Annotated in this window: 10 protein-coding genes; 4 read left to right on the top strand and 6 right to left on the bottom strand. The window is 41.6% G+C overall.

Annotated features, from left to right (window positions below; genetic code table 11):
* Positions 1-14: 14 nt before the first annotated feature.
* The 3 genes from IM797_RS22900 to IM797_RS22890 all read right to left on the bottom strand — a co-directional run bounded on the left by IM797_RS22900 (position 15) and on the right by IM797_RS22890 (position 6,477).
* Positions 15-1,553 (bottom strand): RagB/SusD family nutrient uptake outer membrane protein, encoded by a 1,539-nt coding sequence (locus tag IM797_RS22900; RefSeq protein WP_194129534.1) that lies wholly within the window; start codon positions 1,551-1,553, stop codon positions 15-17.
* A gap of 10 nt (positions 1,554-1,563) precedes the next feature.
* A complete protein-coding gene (locus IM797_RS22895; RefSeq protein ID WP_194129533.1) occupies positions 1,564-5,127 on the bottom strand; it encodes a SusC/RagA family TonB-linked outer membrane protein in 3,564 nt (1,187 codons plus the stop codon).
* Positions 5,128-5,250: 123 nt separating this feature from the next.
* Complete coding sequence (locus tag IM797_RS22890; protein WP_194129532.1) at positions 5,251-6,477, bottom strand: FecR family protein; 1,227 nt, start codon at positions 6,475-6,477, stop codon at positions 5,251-5,253.
* 110 nt (positions 6,478-6,587) lie between these two features.
* Here IM797_RS22890 and IM797_RS22885 point away from each other — a divergent pair, with 110 nt between their 5' ends.
* Both IM797_RS22885 and IM797_RS22880 read left to right on the top strand, forming a co-directional pair.
* The gene (locus IM797_RS22885) at positions 6,588-7,178 is read left to right on the top strand and encodes an RNA polymerase sigma factor (RefSeq protein WP_194129531.1); all 591 of its coding nucleotides are present in this window, start codon (positions 6,588-6,590) and stop codon (positions 7,176-7,178) included.
* Positions 7,179-7,315: 137 nt separating this feature from the next.
* A complete protein-coding gene (locus IM797_RS22880; RefSeq protein WP_194129530.1) occupies positions 7,316-9,424 on the top strand; it encodes a carboxy terminal-processing peptidase in 2,109 nt (702 codons plus the stop codon).
* A gap of 67 nt (positions 9,425-9,491) precedes the next feature.
* On the opposite strand, the gene xylA is transcribed toward IM797_RS22880, so the two are convergent.
* Both xylA and IM797_RS22870 read right to left on the bottom strand, forming a co-directional pair.
* Positions 9,492-10,820, bottom strand: a complete 1,329-nt coding sequence (gene xylA / locus IM797_RS22875; protein ID WP_194129529.1) for a xylose isomerase — start codon at positions 10,818-10,820, stop codon at positions 9,492-9,494.
* Positions 10,821-10,843: 23 nt separating this feature from the next.
* Entirely contained in the window at positions 10,844-12,331 is a 1,488-nt protein-coding gene (locus tag IM797_RS22870; RefSeq protein ID WP_194129528.1) for a xylulokinase, read from the bottom strand.
* A 124-nt stretch (positions 12,332-12,455) separates the two neighbouring features.
* Between IM797_RS22870 and IM797_RS22865 the strand changes: the two genes are divergently transcribed.
* The gene (locus tag IM797_RS22865) at positions 12,456-13,487 is read left to right on the top strand and encodes a LacI family DNA-binding transcriptional regulator (protein WP_194129527.1); all 1,032 of its coding nucleotides are present in this window, start codon (positions 12,456-12,458) and stop codon (positions 13,485-13,487) included.
* Positions 13,488-13,490: 3 nt separating this feature from the next.
* On the opposite strand, the gene IM797_RS22860 is transcribed toward IM797_RS22865, so the two are convergent.
* Entirely contained in the window at positions 13,491-14,036 is a 546-nt protein-coding gene (locus IM797_RS22860; RefSeq protein ID WP_194129526.1) for a hypothetical protein, read from the bottom strand.
* 111 nt (positions 14,037-14,147) lie between these two features.
* Here IM797_RS22860 and IM797_RS22855 point away from each other — a divergent pair, with 111 nt between their 5' ends.
* Positions 14,148-15,122 (top strand): peptidoglycan DD-metalloendopeptidase family protein, encoded by a 975-nt coding sequence (locus IM797_RS22855; protein ID WP_194129525.1) that lies wholly within the window; start codon positions 14,148-14,150, stop codon positions 15,120-15,122.
* The last annotated feature ends 8 nt before the right edge of the window (positions 15,123-15,130 follow it).

The raw sequence follows: 15,130 nt of genomic DNA, 5'->3' as shown, positions 1-15,130 counted from the left end.
CCTGAAAAATTCAGTTAATAAGTATTTTGTTCAATGGCCCCATTGCTCGAAATGATTTCAGTACGCGGAACAGGTGCGGCGTAGCGTCTGGAGTTTTTTGGTAAACTATACGTTTTGACCGGCTCATTAAATAATACAGTAGAAGCATTAAATGGATAAAATGATTTTGTCAGTGTCACATCATCATTTGGATCATCATTATTGTTATATCTGCGGATATCAAACCACCTCTGCGTGAATGGCAATTCACGTCTTCGCTCTTCAGCGATTTTTTTGATGGCGTCATCTTTACCTGAAGCGACAAGGTTCACCCATGGTCCTGGCTTCATCCGTTTTGCCCTGAGTATGTTCAGAGTACTCATTGCGCCAGAGGGGTCATTAGAACGGGCTTGTGCTTCTGCCTTGGTTAATAATACTTCTGCCACCGTTGGTCCGGATGGGATCCTGTCTTTGAAAAAGAAAATATAACCTGGATAATCATAAGCAGGTTTAGACATGCCACGATCATAGGAATATCCTTCCACAATATGATATACATACCTCAGGTCATTGGTCTTATCATATAGATTTAACAAATCGGCACTGGGAATGTACCACCAGGATTCATGAGATAACATGCGATAATACAAAAATTCTTTCCATCCGATCATATCGGTTTGATCGGTCTGGTTATCGTGGGTATACGGATATTTTAAAATCAGGGTCTGGGCATTTGGTGTACCAGAATTGATGGTGATGGACTGGTCTTTTCCGTATTTCATTTCGGTGTTGTAATCCACCAGTACATTGTAATCTGCAAGTGCAGCATTAGCGTATTCAATTGCTTTGGCATTGTTGTTTCTGTTTAAGTAATAACGTGCAGCAAAAGCATTGACACCTGCTTTACTAGCTCTCCAATGTCTTGGTTTACCACTTTGCGTTAAGGATAGTGGTGTTTTTAAAGCCTCTGCTAAATCAGCCTCGATCAATGCGTAAACTTTGTCTAAAGGTTGACGGGCTAAAGGCTCTTCAAAACTGGTACTGGTTTTAATGGGTAAGCCCTGCTCATTTTTATTCTGCTCTGTATACGGGAGGCAATAGGTATTTGCCAATACCCAGTAACTGTAAGCCCTGATGAAATGGGCATCTGCTTTGATGATTAATTTTTCAGCATCAGTTCCCGTAACTTTATCCAGGTTAACCAGTGCAAGATTCGCGGTAAATATTTTTTTATATTCCCCGCTCCAAAATCCTTCCCTGGTATCGTCCGGAAGGTATTGTGTATCCCAATAGGTAAACTGAATGCCAGCCATACTTGAAAACACCCCGCGGCCACCATTATACAGATCGGTAGTGAGGCCGAAATCATCGGTACTATAAATCGCTGTGCGGTTTCCTTCGGTATAAAAGCTGTTTTGATTGTTTAATAAAGCATCAATTTGCGCTGTTGTTTTTACCACAAGAGAACTGGTTTTAGAAGGAGCTTCTTCCAAGAATTTCTTGCATGAAGCAAATAAGAAAACAACTGCCACTAAAGGCAATAATCTGATATGGAATCTATGTTTATTGTTCATGATTTTAGTTTTAAAATTCACATTTGAAACCCAATGAAACCCTTGGCTGAGGCTTTAACGTCCCCATTCTATATTCAGGATCTTCGCCAGCATTATTGGCAACCAGGGTAAACAGATCATTTCCCTGAGCAAATACCTGCAAACGGCTCATTTTTATTTTAGACAAGACTTTTTGAGGGACATTATAGCTGAGGTTAACTTCCTGCATCCTAATGTGTGAGGCACTTTCGATCAGATAACTCAGGTTCTGGTGAAACCTGTCCCAGAAATAATACCTCGGCTCAATCAGGTTTTGTGGCAAGGGAACAATCTCATTCGGATTACCATTGGTCACCTCAGACAATTTGTTGTTGGGCAATACTCTTCCTGTCCAGGTTGGTGGATAGTTAAAACCCATTCTTTGAAACTTGTGCCCGAATTTACCGGTTACTACAAATGAAAAATCGAAGTCATACACTTTAAAAGAGTTGATGAATCCAAGCGTATAAGGGGCAACAGCAGTACCCATATTTAGCAGATAATCCCTTCCATCGCCTGGTGTAAAGGCGCCAAAATCATACAAAGCCCCTCCTGCTCCGGTAACCATAGGCTGTCCGTTTTGCATACCTGCATACCGGAAACGCCATAGCGTATTGGCATCCAGACCTTCAACATAGGCTCCTGTGCCACCGCCAACCAGTGTAGATGCGGCATAGTTTGCGACAAACAATTTGGTAATCTTATTTTTATTGTAGGAGAAATTCACATTTCCACGCCAAACAATGTCATTATCTTTCAGCTGCTGCATGGTACCCAATTCCAGTTCAATTCCCTTATTGGTCATTTCAGCATTGTTTAATTTCTGGCTGGTGGTACCATTTACGGCCGGGATAGATAAGGTGGCAATCAAATCCTTACCTGATTTGTTGTACACATCTAATTTTCCGTATAGTTTTCCATGAAACAAGGAATAATCCAGACCCAAATTCCATGTTCCTGTTTTTTCCCATCTCAAAGTTGGATTACCAAAGCTGGAAACCGTAGCGGTAACATCACCGGTATAAGTATTTGGAATGGCACCCATCGCAATCAATGGCCTGAAAGAAGTACTCCTGTCTACATTTCCATTATATCCATAAGTTGCTCTCACATTTAGCCTGTCTACCCAGATTACATCTTTTATGAAGGGCTCCTTGCTCAACTGCCAACCGAAACCTGCCGACCAAAAAGGTGCATACCTGTAAGATGGATCATCGGTGATGAGATTGGAGGCATCGGTACGGATGCTACCTGAGATGGTATATTTATTATTATATGTATAGGCAGCGTTTCCAAATAAAGAGAGGTAACGGTCTGTGCTGTAGCTATAACTGTTGGAATACCCAAAGGTTTGATTGCTGCCCAACCAGTTTTTAATTGGGAAAAATGTTCCACCCGGACCGTTAGGAAAAGTCCCCACACTTAAAGTCTGCTCATTAAAGCCATAAGTAGTCGGATTTCCAAAGTTTTCGGATACGATGTTATTAATCTCCGATCCGCCTACAAAATTCACTTCATGTTTTTCATTAAACCTACGGTCAAAATTGATCTGGCTCCTGAAATTATAGGTCTCCGCCCTGGCCCTGCTCTGGGTAAGCGTTCCGCCTTTAGGTAAATTTAAAGTGATCTTGTTGGTCACCTGGTCCCAAGTTACGGCGGTGTTTACTGCGTTTCTTACGGCAAAAGTATTCTCGTTATTGATCGCCTTATTGGAGGTATTGAAAAGTTCATATTGCAGTTTGGTATCGAAAGAAAGACCCTTTAAAATTTTAAACCTCAGACCGGTCTGCAAACGTGTGTTCAACTGCTCAGCAGTAACCTTCCTGTTGGCAATCTCCTGAATGGGATTATAACTCCAGTCTGCATACGGAAATAAGGCCGTAGGGACAAAACGTTCAATAATCGGAGTGTAATACCTAGCTATATTTGTAAGAGACCCATCATCATTTCTAAGCATTTCATATGGAGAAAGGCCTTGAATATCGGATAAATTGACTCCACTGCTGTTAATTTTATTGTAATTTACCATGGCAGAAAAAGTAAATTCCAGCCATTTGAATACTTCAGCATTGGCCCTATAATTAAAGTTATATTTTTTATCATTTGTGCCTTTAAAATTGGACTTGGTGTCCTCATATAGCAGCGATAAATTATTACTCATCTTACTTGTAGAACCCGAGAGATTCAAATTGTATTGTTGGGCAGCGGGACTGGTTAATAGTTCGTCCCTGATCTGATCTTTATTGCTTAATGTTTTGTACTTAGCTAAAAGTGCATCGCGCTGAGCCAGCGTAATGAAGCCTAAAGCATACTCACTTAAGGCTGTTGTACCCAGAGACCATGCTTTACCATTATCTGTTGCCAGGGATCCGGAATTGATTTGTGCACTCCAGTTACCAAAAGATTTCATTTCATAATCTATGGTTTCTGCTGAGGAAGCCAGGGGGTTTACATAATCCAGATCTAATTTTCCTGAAATTTTAGTGAAAGCAGAAAAGTTCACCCGCAATGGAATTCCTTTTTTTACCTTTTTTGTAATGACTACAATTACACCGTTGGCAGACCTTGCTCCCCAGATCGAAGCTGCTGCTGCATCTTTCAAAATGGTGACACTTTCAACGTCATTTGGATTGATGGTATTGAAGTCGCCCTGGATGGCAAAACCATCTACCACGACAAGTGGGCGGGCATTGGCTGTTAAACTGGTTTGCCCCCTAATCTCAAACCTGGGGTTACCATCTGCATCTAGTGTAGCCTGCATGCCTGCCGTAGTACCAATCAATCGCTGCGAGATATTTGTGGTTGGTTTATCCAGCTGGTCGCCTGAGATCACATTGATTGCACCGGTGGCCCGCTCTTTTGGTAAGCTTTGATATCCGGTGCTCACCACCGATACAGCTTCTAATTCTGATGACAGCACATCCAGAACAATGGTTATAGAAACAGATTTACCGACGACGATTTCTTTGGTTTTATAACCTATAAAAGAAACAACCAGTACAGCCCCTTCATCTACATCTGCAAGCTGAAATTTACCCATTGCATTCGTTACTACGGTTCTGTTTGAATTTTTTAACCGGACGGTCGCACCAGCCAGGGGATTACCTTTGTCGTCTATGATACTCCCGGCAATGTTAAACTTCTTAAAAAAATCCTCAATCGTTCCAAAAATGGTTTTACCTTTCTTTCTGACTACGATCGTATTCTGATCAATGGAATACACCAATGGTTGTCTGGAAAAGGCATCGTCGAGCACACTTTTCAACTCGGCACCTTTGACATTGATGTCTATGCGTTTTGCATTTTTTAAATCCTGAGGCTGGTATAAAAAATCAAATCCGCTCTGGGTCTTAATCTCCTTAAACAATTGTTGTAAGGTGATGTTATTTTTTGACAAACTTATTTTCTGCGCAAATCCACCTGCACTTACTTGTAACAGTGTGAGGAGGAGTAGCAAACAGGTCAGATTAATTCGCATAATCGTTTGTGTTGAAAACACGGGTTTCTTTGAAGTACAAGACGAGCGCCTATACCTCAATTGAATGTAAAAATTCATACATTTGAGTAGTTTGGGTTAGTTGATATGGTTGTCTGAATACAATATTGTCGGGTAACCCTACTATTGCCAGGAGTGGGTCGAATCGCTCCTGGTTTTTTGTTACCCTATGCTTAAGTAAATTTATGGCATAACGGTAATCCTCCTTCCTTCTATTTTAAAGTGCATATTTCCGGTTAATTCAAATTTCCTAAGGATCTCAGATACATTTTTAAAACGGGATACCGATCCTTCGAACGTACTGCCGCTAAAATCTCCGGCATAAACAATTTCGACATCGTACCACCTTTCAATTTTACGCATGACACTAAATATATCTTCGTCTTTCATGAGAAAGTATCCTTTTTTCCAGGCGATGACACTTTCCAAATCTACGGTTTTTAACGTCATTTCATTTGCCGTAAGAACGGCTTGTTCGCCAGGTTTTAGTATAGCTGGATTCAATTTTATGCTGTGCCCCTTTTGCGTTGGAGAAACACGGACACGACCCTTAACCAGGGTTGTCTTCACTTCCGGTTCATCAGCATAGCTATTGATGTTAAAATGTGTCCCCAACACCTCTACCTCTTGTCCTCTGGTGACGACAACAAATGGCTTTTTCTGATCATGTGCAACCTCAAAGTAAGCCTCTCCAGTCAACTCAACTTCTCTTTTATGCTGAGATTTAAATGCGGTGGAAAATTTTAAAGAAGAAGCTGAATTTAACCAAACCGAAGTCCCGTCAGGTAAATTTACCTGATACTGCCCCCCTTTAGGTGTTGCAATGGTATTATAGATGTCCTTGCGATCTGTTTTTCCTTTAGCCACAGCATCCGGTGTAGCAGCCAGATTATAAATCAATTTCCCGTCAGCAGTTTTTGAAATGGTAATCCCTCCCTGTTCGGCAAGCGTACCAAGCCCTGCATCATTTAATATAATTTTACGCCCATTGCCGAGCGTCAGTATGGCTTTATTACCTCCGGGCTCGATGTCGTTGGCTGTTAAATGGTCACTTTCGTGCTTCAGCACTGCTGTCCTTTGTACAAAGAAGAAAGCGCCTATCGAAAGGATGACCAGAACTGCGGCAGCTATGGTTGCCCGATACCAGAGTTTACGTACAACAGGTATTGCTTGAATTTTAGGATCGGAAAAACGCTTATCCCGTATAATCCGCTGATATAATAATTTCGATTGCAATTCCGAAAAAGGATGAGCAATATCCCTGCTGTTCCATACACGTTCCATAAAGCTATACAGTTCGGCATCTTCACTGGATGCCAAGATCAAATCCATCAGCTTTTCATATCCATCGGCATCAACTTGATTACTTACATAATCAACTAATAAATTATGTATAGACTGCTTATCCATTATTGTTATTAATCATATATTTACTGCGTTTCATACTGGTAATACACGGCAGCGCCCACATATAACTAGTCGAATTGAAAATATTTTTCTATTATTCCTAAAAATCAACAATGGCTGTAGAAATAATTAGCGAAGACAAGCTTGTTGCAGGTTTGCGTAATAGCGAAGAGCCTGTATTCGCTGTTGTATTCAACACCTATAAAACAAAGCTTTATAGTTTTGCCTGGCGTTTTCTAAAAGACCGGACTTTGTGTGAAGAAATTGTACAGGAAACCTTAATTACCCTTTGGACAAACCGATTGGAGCTTGACCCCAAATATCCCTTAGGCCCTTATTTGTATACCATTGCCCGCCGACTGACTTTAAATATTTTACGCAATGCCGCAACTGCAGGAGCGGCAAGGGAAAAACTATGGCTGAGTTTGACTGAGGCGCACAACGAAACTGAAGACGCTGTGCTGTTGGCAGATTTAGAAGAATTTACTGAACAAACAGTATCTAAATTACCCAAACAGCAACAATTGATCTTTAAATTAAGCCGATACGAAGGGCTTACACACGAACAAATAGCCACCCAGCTCAACATCTCCAAAAACACGGTCAACAACCATTTGGTAGAAGCACTCAAAAATCTTCGTAAACATTTCAGAAATTCAGGAATATCTTACGGTATTCTTATTGCCTGGATGCTTAGACCTTAAACACCAGCAACCTGAACCACGTAACAGTTTAGTTGCTTAACCGCTGTGAAGCCTCATGTTTTTTAAAATCCGGATAACTACCTATATATTTGCCATCTCCGACCTTATCATTCAATAATTAAAACTAAAACGATACAATGAAGAAACTTTTTAAGTGGATAGCACTTCCTGTCCTGTTCCTTTCGACAACGCTTGCATTCAAAAGCGCAGGCCCTGGCGATCCGGAATCCAAACAGCAATTGCTAACCTTGATCAGAATGGCCATTAGCCAGGCCCACACCAATAACATTGCAATAAACGATGATTTTTCCAGACTGGTTTGGCAAAAATACATCAGCTTTCTGGATCCCAACAAACAGGTTTTTCTGAAGTCGGATATTGAGCAGCTTAAAAAGTATGAGACCACGATAGATGATGAAATCAATGGAGCACCAATCTCCTTTTATTCGGCCTGCCTTGCCATTTATAACAAACGCCTGGCCGAAGCGGAAGCAGGATACATTAAGAACCTGCAAAAACCATTTGATTTCAGCAAAAGTGACAAAGTCCTGCTGGAGCCGGATTCTATTGATTTTGCGGGCAGTCCGGCAGCATTAAACCAGCGCTGGAAAGATGAATTGAAATACCGTGTACTGGACAACCTGTTGTCATTGCAGGCGCAACGTAGTGCCAGTGCTGCTGCAGATCCATTACGGAAGAAAACAGATGCAGAGCTGGAAAAAGAATCACGTGAAAAAGTACAGAAGCAATTTGACAGAACGTTTTTACGGTTAAAGTCGAATCTAGCCGATGACAAACAGTTTGCCCTATTTCTGAACAGCATTACGGAGATTGTAGATCCGCATACGACGTATATGCCACCGGCCGATAAACGTGCGTTTGACGAAAGCATGAGCCGCAAGTTTTACGGTATTGGTGCTGGACTTAAAGAAGAAGACGGCTTAATCAAAGTAACGAGTCTGGAACCTGGAAGTCCGGCCTGGAAAAGCAAAATGATCGATGTGAACGACATCATTTTCAAAGTTGGTCAGGGATCGGCCCCGATGGAAGACATTACCGGAATGGCCCTGAGTGATGCGGTTAAACTTATCCGCGGTGATAAAAATACGGAGGTCCGTTTGCTGATGAAGAAAGCTGACGGTACGGAAAAAACGGTGATCATGATCCGCGATGAAATTGTACAGGAAGATGCTTTGGCGAGAAGTGCGGTGATTAACAACAACGGAAAAAAGATCGGATACATCTATTTGTCGGGTTTTTATGCCGACTTTAAAAATGCCAATGGTGCACATTGTGCAGCGGACGTAGCTAAAGAACTGGTTAACCTTAAAAAAGAAAACATTGAAGGATTGATCCTTGACTTGCGCAATAACGGTGGCGGGTCATTGCAGGAAGTTGTAAAAATGCTGGGCTTGTTTATTAAAAACGGGCCAATGGTACAGGTAAAAGGCCGTACAGGCAATCCTCAGGTATTGCGTGACAATGATGAAGCACAATTGTATGCAGGTCCGCTTGTGGTGATGGTCAATGCACTAAGCGCCTCGGCTTCCGAAATATTTGCCGCAGCGATTCAGGACTACAAACGCGGCATCATCATGGGAAGTACTTCTACTTATGGAAAGGGAACAGTTCAAACGACCTACGGATTGAATATCCCGGCAACGGCGACTACTCCGGCTAAGGAATTTGGCGCTATTAAGTTAACCATCCAAAAGTTTTACCGTGTAAATGGTGGCTCTACACAACTCAAAGGCGTAGTTCCAGACATCATTTTGCCTGACCCTTATGATTTCATGAAGCTTCGTGAAAAAGATAAAGTAGAATCTTTGAAATGGGATCAGATTGCAGCGGTTGATTTCAATTATCCTCCTGGCGTTATAAACGAAGATGGGATTATTAAAATGGCCAATGACCGCTTAAAAAAGGATCCTACATTCAGCAAAATGACAAGTGATATCGACTGGTTTGGTAAAAATAATGAGCGCAGGTATGACCTGAGCATGGCGAATTACAAGCTTAGAAAAGACTCGCTTAAAATTAAATCCGATGAATTGAAAAACCTGCAGAAACTACCGAAAGGTCAGGAACTACAATTGAGTGGTTTAACTGCTTCGAATACCAACACGACCGCGAATCCGGTTGATGAGGCCAAAAGCACCAAATTTAAAGAATGGATAAAAGGCCTGAGTACTGATGTTTATCTGAAAGAAGCTACACAGGTGACAGCAGATATGATGGTTAAATAAGATAAATAGCCATTACAAAAAAAGCCGTTCATAAAAATGAACGGCTTTTTTTGTACGATTTGATCTGCTAAATGTATCTATTGATGATGTTTTCCAGCAATTCCTGTTTACCACTGATGGTTGCAGGTTCGCCTTGTTCAACGGCATAGTTGCGCAAATCTTCCAGGCTCAGCTTACCTGCTTCAAATTCCTGACCTTTGCCACTGTCAAATGAGGCATAACGTTCAGAACGGATTTTCTTAAAGTCAGATTGTGTCAGGATTTTATCTGCCGTTACCAAGGCACGTGCAAACAAATCCATTCCACCGATATGTGCATAGAATAAATCTTCCCTGTCGGTAGAGTTTCTGCGGATTTTTGCATCGAAGTTGATACCGCCACCTTGTAAACCACCAGCTTCCAGGATGATCAGCATCGATTCAGTAATTTCATTGATGTCGTTTGGAAACTGATCGGTATCCCAGCCATTCTGGTAATCGCCACGGTTGGCATCGATAGAACCCAGCATACCCGCATCTGCAGCAACCTGAAGTTCATGCTGGAATGTATGTCCGGCTAAAGTAGCATGGTTTACTTCCAGGTTTAACTTAAAATCGTTCAGCAAATCATAACGTTGTAAAAATCCAAGTACCGTTGCCGCATCATAATCATATTGATGTTTGGTTGGCTCACAAGGTTTTGGCTCTATAAAGAATGTACCTTTAAAACCATTTTTTCGGGCATAGTCTTTGGCCGTATGTAAAAACTTAGCCAAATGCTCCTGCTCCCGTTTCATATTGGTATTCAACAGGCTCATATAACCTTCACGCCCACCCCAGAATACATAGTTTTCGCCACCAAGTGCAATGGTTGCATCTAAAGCAGTTTTCACTTGTGCAGCACCGTGAGCCAGTACATGAAAATCGGGATTGGTTGAAGCACCGTTCATATATTTACGGTCTGAGAACAGGTTTGCCGTTCCCCAAAGTAATTTAATTCCTGTTGCAGCTTGTTTTGCTTTGGCGTAATCAACCATAACCTGCATGCGGCGTTCGTTTTCAGCCACATCCTGACCATGATCTACAACGTCTACATCATGAAAGCAATAGTAAGGAAGATTCATTTTGGTTAGAAACTCAAAAGCTGCATCCATTTTATCTTTCGCACGTTCAATCGGATCGCTTTTTACATCCCATGGGAAAAGATGTGTCGGGCCGCCAAAAGGATCGGCTCCGTTACCGCAGAAAGAATGCCAGTAAGCACCCGCAAAGCGTAAATGGTCTTCCATGGTTTTACCCGCAATTACCCTTTTGGCATCGTACCATCTGAAAGCTAAAGGATTGTCGCTTTCCAAGCCTTCATAACCGATCTTTCCGATACCTTTAAAGTATTCATTTTCAAAGTTTAACGTTGACATATTGCTTTTATTTAATGTTGATTTTAAGATTTATGTTGATTTAAATGTTGTTCCAGCAGGCCTTTCCATTCCTGGTAAGCATTTTCCAGCCCCTGGTTTTCGGGCTGGATCATCTGTAATGGTTTTCTGTTAGTAAATGCTTCGGCAGCTGATTTAAAGATACCAGCACCTATACCCGCGCCAACTGCTGCGCCATAACTGCCATCATTGTCGTGTAGCTCAACCGGTACCTGTGTTATATTGACAAAGGAACTGCTGAATACCTCGCTAAGGAAAAGATTGGATTTACCAGCCCTGATAATTGCAGGCTTCATTCCATTTTCTCTTAAAATGTCCAGACCATAACGGAAAGAAAAGGCAATGCCTTCCTGTACCGCTCTGAAGATATGTGCATCACGATGCAGGTTTAAATCGATTCCGTTTAAATGAGCACCCACGATTTGATTGTTTAACATCCGCTCTGCACCATTTCCGAAAGGCAATACCCGCAAACCTTCACTTCCCGGCGCCACTCCTTGAGCAGCAGTATTCATCTCAGGATAGCTCAAACTGGCAGCAAACCTATTTTTTGTCCAGCGGTTCATGCTTCCTGTACCGTTAATGCACAACAAAACACCGAGGCGCTGTTGTTCCGGACTGTGGTTTACGTGGGCAAAAGTATTTACCCGGGACTGCGGATCGCAAAGCAATTGATCAGTAACCCCATAAATTACGCCTGACGTTCCTGCTGTTGCAGCTACCTCACCAGGTTCTGTCACATTCAAGGAGAGGGCGTTATTGGGCTGATCTCCGGATTTATACGCTATGGGGATACCCGCTTTTAAACCAAGTTGTTCAGCTACTTCTTTGGAAACTTCTCCGTGGCTGGAAAATACAGGCTTCAGTTCAGGGATCAGGCTTTCATCGAAGCCGAAATAATCCATTACTGCGGTAGAAATCTGATTTTCTTTAAAATCCCAGAAAATACCCTCAGATAAAGCAGATATACTCGTACTGGAAGTCCCCGTCAGTTTGAGGGCAATATAGTCTCCGGGCAACATGGCCTGATGTACTTTGGCATAAACTTCAGGTTCATTTGCTTTGACCCAGGCCAGCTTTGCAGCTGTAAAATTGCCTGGCGAATTGAGCAAGTGTTCCAATGCGTAAGCCGGGCCGATCGCTTCAAAAGCTTTATTGCCAATATCAACAGCCCGGCTATCGCACCAGATGATGCTGTTTCGCAAACTGTTTCCCGCCTGATCGGTAATGACCAGACCATGCATCTGATAGGCTATCCCAATGGCTGCAATGTCCTTAGGGTTGTAACTTTTTTTCGCGTTACATATCGCCAGTGCCTGACAAACATGGTCCCACCACATGTCTGGCGACTGCTCTGCCCAGCCGTATTGCGGAGAAATGATATCCGATTCTCCAGGTGGATAATGCGCGGAAGCCAATGTACTGCCTGAATTGGCATCGACTACAGAAATTTTTACGGAAGATGTACCTACATCAATGCCTAGTAACAACATGTATAATTGGTTTTTAGATAAACGAAAATAAACAAAAAAACAATAAAAGCAATCGATTGCTTTAAAAATATATATTGATATTTACCATCGGCTATAGAATAGCCTTTAAAACCCTGTTAAGCCAATGAAGAGTCAGAAAAGGACAACGATTTATGACATTGCAAAAAAGTTGAATTTAAATGCATCCTCTGTTTCCAGGGCATTGAACAATAGCAGCAATGTGAGTGAAGCTACCCGGGAATTGATTTTTAAGACTGCAAAAGAGTTAAATTATAAGCAAAACAGTCTGGCCTCTAACCTTCGCAAAGGGCACAATCAAACTATTGGTGTGGTGGTACCACGGATCAATCAAAATTTCTTTGCCAACGTTATTGCGGGAATTGAAGAGATTACTTATCAGAAAGGGTATAATTTAATCATTTGTCAATCTAACGAATCACATGCCAGGGAGGTTAAATGTATCAATACGCTAACCAATCAGCATGTCAGTTGCATCATCATTTCGGTAAGTGCAGATTTCGAAGATGACAGCCATTTAAAAAACATTAAAGAACAGGGAATTCAGCTGATCCAGTTTGACCGGGTTGCCGATCAATTGGATACGCTCAAGGTACTAAATGACAATGAACAAGCTTCAATGGAAGCGGTAACGCATATGATTGAACAGGGCTATCAGCGGATTGCCTTATTGGAGGGGCCTCAAAACCTGAACATCTTCCGCCAGCGTAAAGCAGGTTACCTGGCTGCACTGAAAAAACACGGTATAGCTTTAATACCTGAACTGGTGATGGAAAATGCCTGGACCAAAGAATTGGGCGCCGAAGCTACAAGGAAATTACTAAACCTTCCGAATCCACCGGATGCCATTTTTGCATCCACCTCTGATTTCTCGGCACTTGGGGTATTGGAAATCGCAACTAAAATGGGCATTAGGGTACCGGAAGATCTGGGTATTTGCGGTTATTCCAATGAAGCTTTTACAGAAATAACGAGTCCGGCCATCACGACTATTGACCAACATAGTGTGCAAATGGGCAAAACCATTGCAAAGCTCTATTTTGATGAAGCACAACCAAATGAGGGAAACCCATCAGCAAACACTGTAAATATACAGCCTGAGCTGATTATCCGGGAATCGACCTTAAGAAAAAAGTAAAGCTTATTTATCTACCCGCAAGGCCTCCATGCTACTCATATACCGACTGAGCGCCTCTTTATAGGTAACGTTTGCCTGAGCAGGTTCGTTAATGAATTGTTTAAAATCGGCCAGATCATTTACTGTAAACCCAATTTTTACGAATAGTTCTTTATCGGCTTCCCAGGTTGCCGGGTTTACCTTTTTCAAAGCCATTGCCTGATATAAGTTTAACCCTTTCACAAAATCCTTATAGGCGATGGTATTTTTAAAGGCGGCAAAGTATTCGATTAAAGTTCTGTAGGTTGCCGGTTTTCCCAATCGCACCTGATCCAGCATCAAAGCACCCAACAGGGAACCTTTCAAAAACACACTATCAGCGACTTCTAAATTACCACAATGTTTTAAAATCTGAATATCCCGAAGCAGCAGGCTGTCCTTTTCGTTGCCTTTATGCCTGACAAAGTAAGGCTCCCGGTCCAGCACCTTGTTACAATCCATCTGATCCTGTGCAAAAATGGCCGAACAGGAAAAAGCGAGTATAAATAAGATAAAATATTTTAAAGGCATAGTGTAATATTGGAAAGCAAAAGTACACTTATTAAAAGTGAAACATACATACATCCTCACATCTAATCATACAGACCATATTCATTTATTAATTAATCATTATATTGAACCATGAAAAAATTGACATTACTCACCTTATTACTGATCATTGCTAAAACAGGTTTGATCTTCGGCCAGTCTGAAAGCGATGATAGTAAATATACCATGACTAAATTCAAGAGATTCTACAATGCCGAACAACCTGACAGCATTTTTAATCTTTTTAGTCCGGAAACTAAAACTGCACTACCCATCAGCAAAACCAAGGCATTCCTTACCCATCTTAAAGACAACTACGGAGCCATAAAACAAACTCAGTTTATCAATAATCTTGGTCAATTTGCAATTTACAAGACAGATTTGGAAAGAGGCACGATACTACTTCATCTTGGGACAGATCCGCATCAATCAATTACTGGACTTTATGCCAAGCCATACGAAGCACCACCAGTTACGCAAATCCAAAAGCCGAATATCAGTAAAATGCAATTGCCCTTTAAAGGAGAATGGACTGTAATTTGGGGTGGTGATACGAAAGCGCAAAATTATCACGTAGTTGCCAAAATGCAGAAGAATGCTTTTGACATGGTCATCACCAATACAGATGGCAAAAGTTATAAAACTGATGGCAAAAGCAATGCAGATTATTATGCTTTCGGACAATCGCTAACCGCACCATGTGATGCCGAAGTTGTATTTGCGGTAGATGGTGTTAAGGACAACATTCCAGGAAAGATGAATACGCTGCTGACCATCGGAAACACTGTGCTTTTAAAAACGAAACACAATGAATATATACTTTTTGCTCATTTTAAGCAGGGCACAGTAAAAGTTAAACAAGGAGAGAAAGTAAAAATCGGGCAGCTTTTAGGGGAATGCGGAAATTCAGGAAACTCATCAGAGCCACACCTGCACTTTCACATTCAGGACGAAGAAGATTTTGACCAGGCTACAGGGATTAAATGCTTTTTTAGCAAGGTCAAAATAAATGGTCTGGTTAAATCTGATTATTCGCCTGTTAAAGGTGACAAGATTAGTATCCCATAGCATTACAG

It is taken from the genome of Pedobacter sp. MC2016-24 (assembly GCF_015223055.1).
Taxonomy (GTDB): domain Bacteria; phylum Bacteroidota; class Bacteroidia; order Sphingobacteriales; family Sphingobacteriaceae; genus Pedobacter.
This window is presented reverse-complemented; position numbering and strand designations above follow the sequence as displayed.

Coding starts and splice junctions, on each gene's coding strand:
- IM797_RS22860 (WP_194129526.1), bottom strand. CDS start 14,036: ATGCCTTTAAAATATTTTATCTTATTTATACTCGCTTTTTCCTGTTCG.
- xylA (WP_194129529.1), bottom strand. CDS start 10,820: ATGTCAACGTTAAACTTTGAAAATGAATACTTTAAAGGTATCGGAAAG.
- IM797_RS22855 (WP_194129525.1), top strand. CDS start 14,148: ATGAAAAAATTGACATTACTCACCTTATTACTGATCATTGCTAAAACA.
- IM797_RS22880 (WP_194129530.1), top strand. CDS start 7,316: ATGAAGAAACTTTTTAAGTGGATAGCACTTCCTGTCCTGTTCCTTTCG.
- IM797_RS22900 (WP_194129534.1), bottom strand. CDS start 1,553: ATGAACAATAAACATAGATTCCATATCAGATTATTGCCTTTAGTGGCA.
- IM797_RS22870 (WP_194129528.1), bottom strand. CDS start 12,331: ATGTTGTTACTAGGCATTGATGTAGGTACATCTTCCGTAAAAATTTCT.
- IM797_RS22885 (WP_194129531.1), top strand. CDS start 6,588: ATGGCTGTAGAAATAATTAGCGAAGACAAGCTTGTTGCAGGTTTGCGT.
- IM797_RS22895 (WP_194129533.1), bottom strand. CDS start 5,127: ATGAATTTTTACATTCAATTGAGGTATAGGCGCTCGTCTTGTACTTCA.
- IM797_RS22890 (WP_194129532.1), bottom strand. CDS start 6,477: ATGGATAAGCAGTCTATACATAATTTATTAGTTGATTATGTAAGTAAT.
- IM797_RS22865 (WP_194129527.1), top strand. CDS start 12,456: ATGAAGAGTCAGAAAAGGACAACGATTTATGACATTGCAAAAAAGTTG.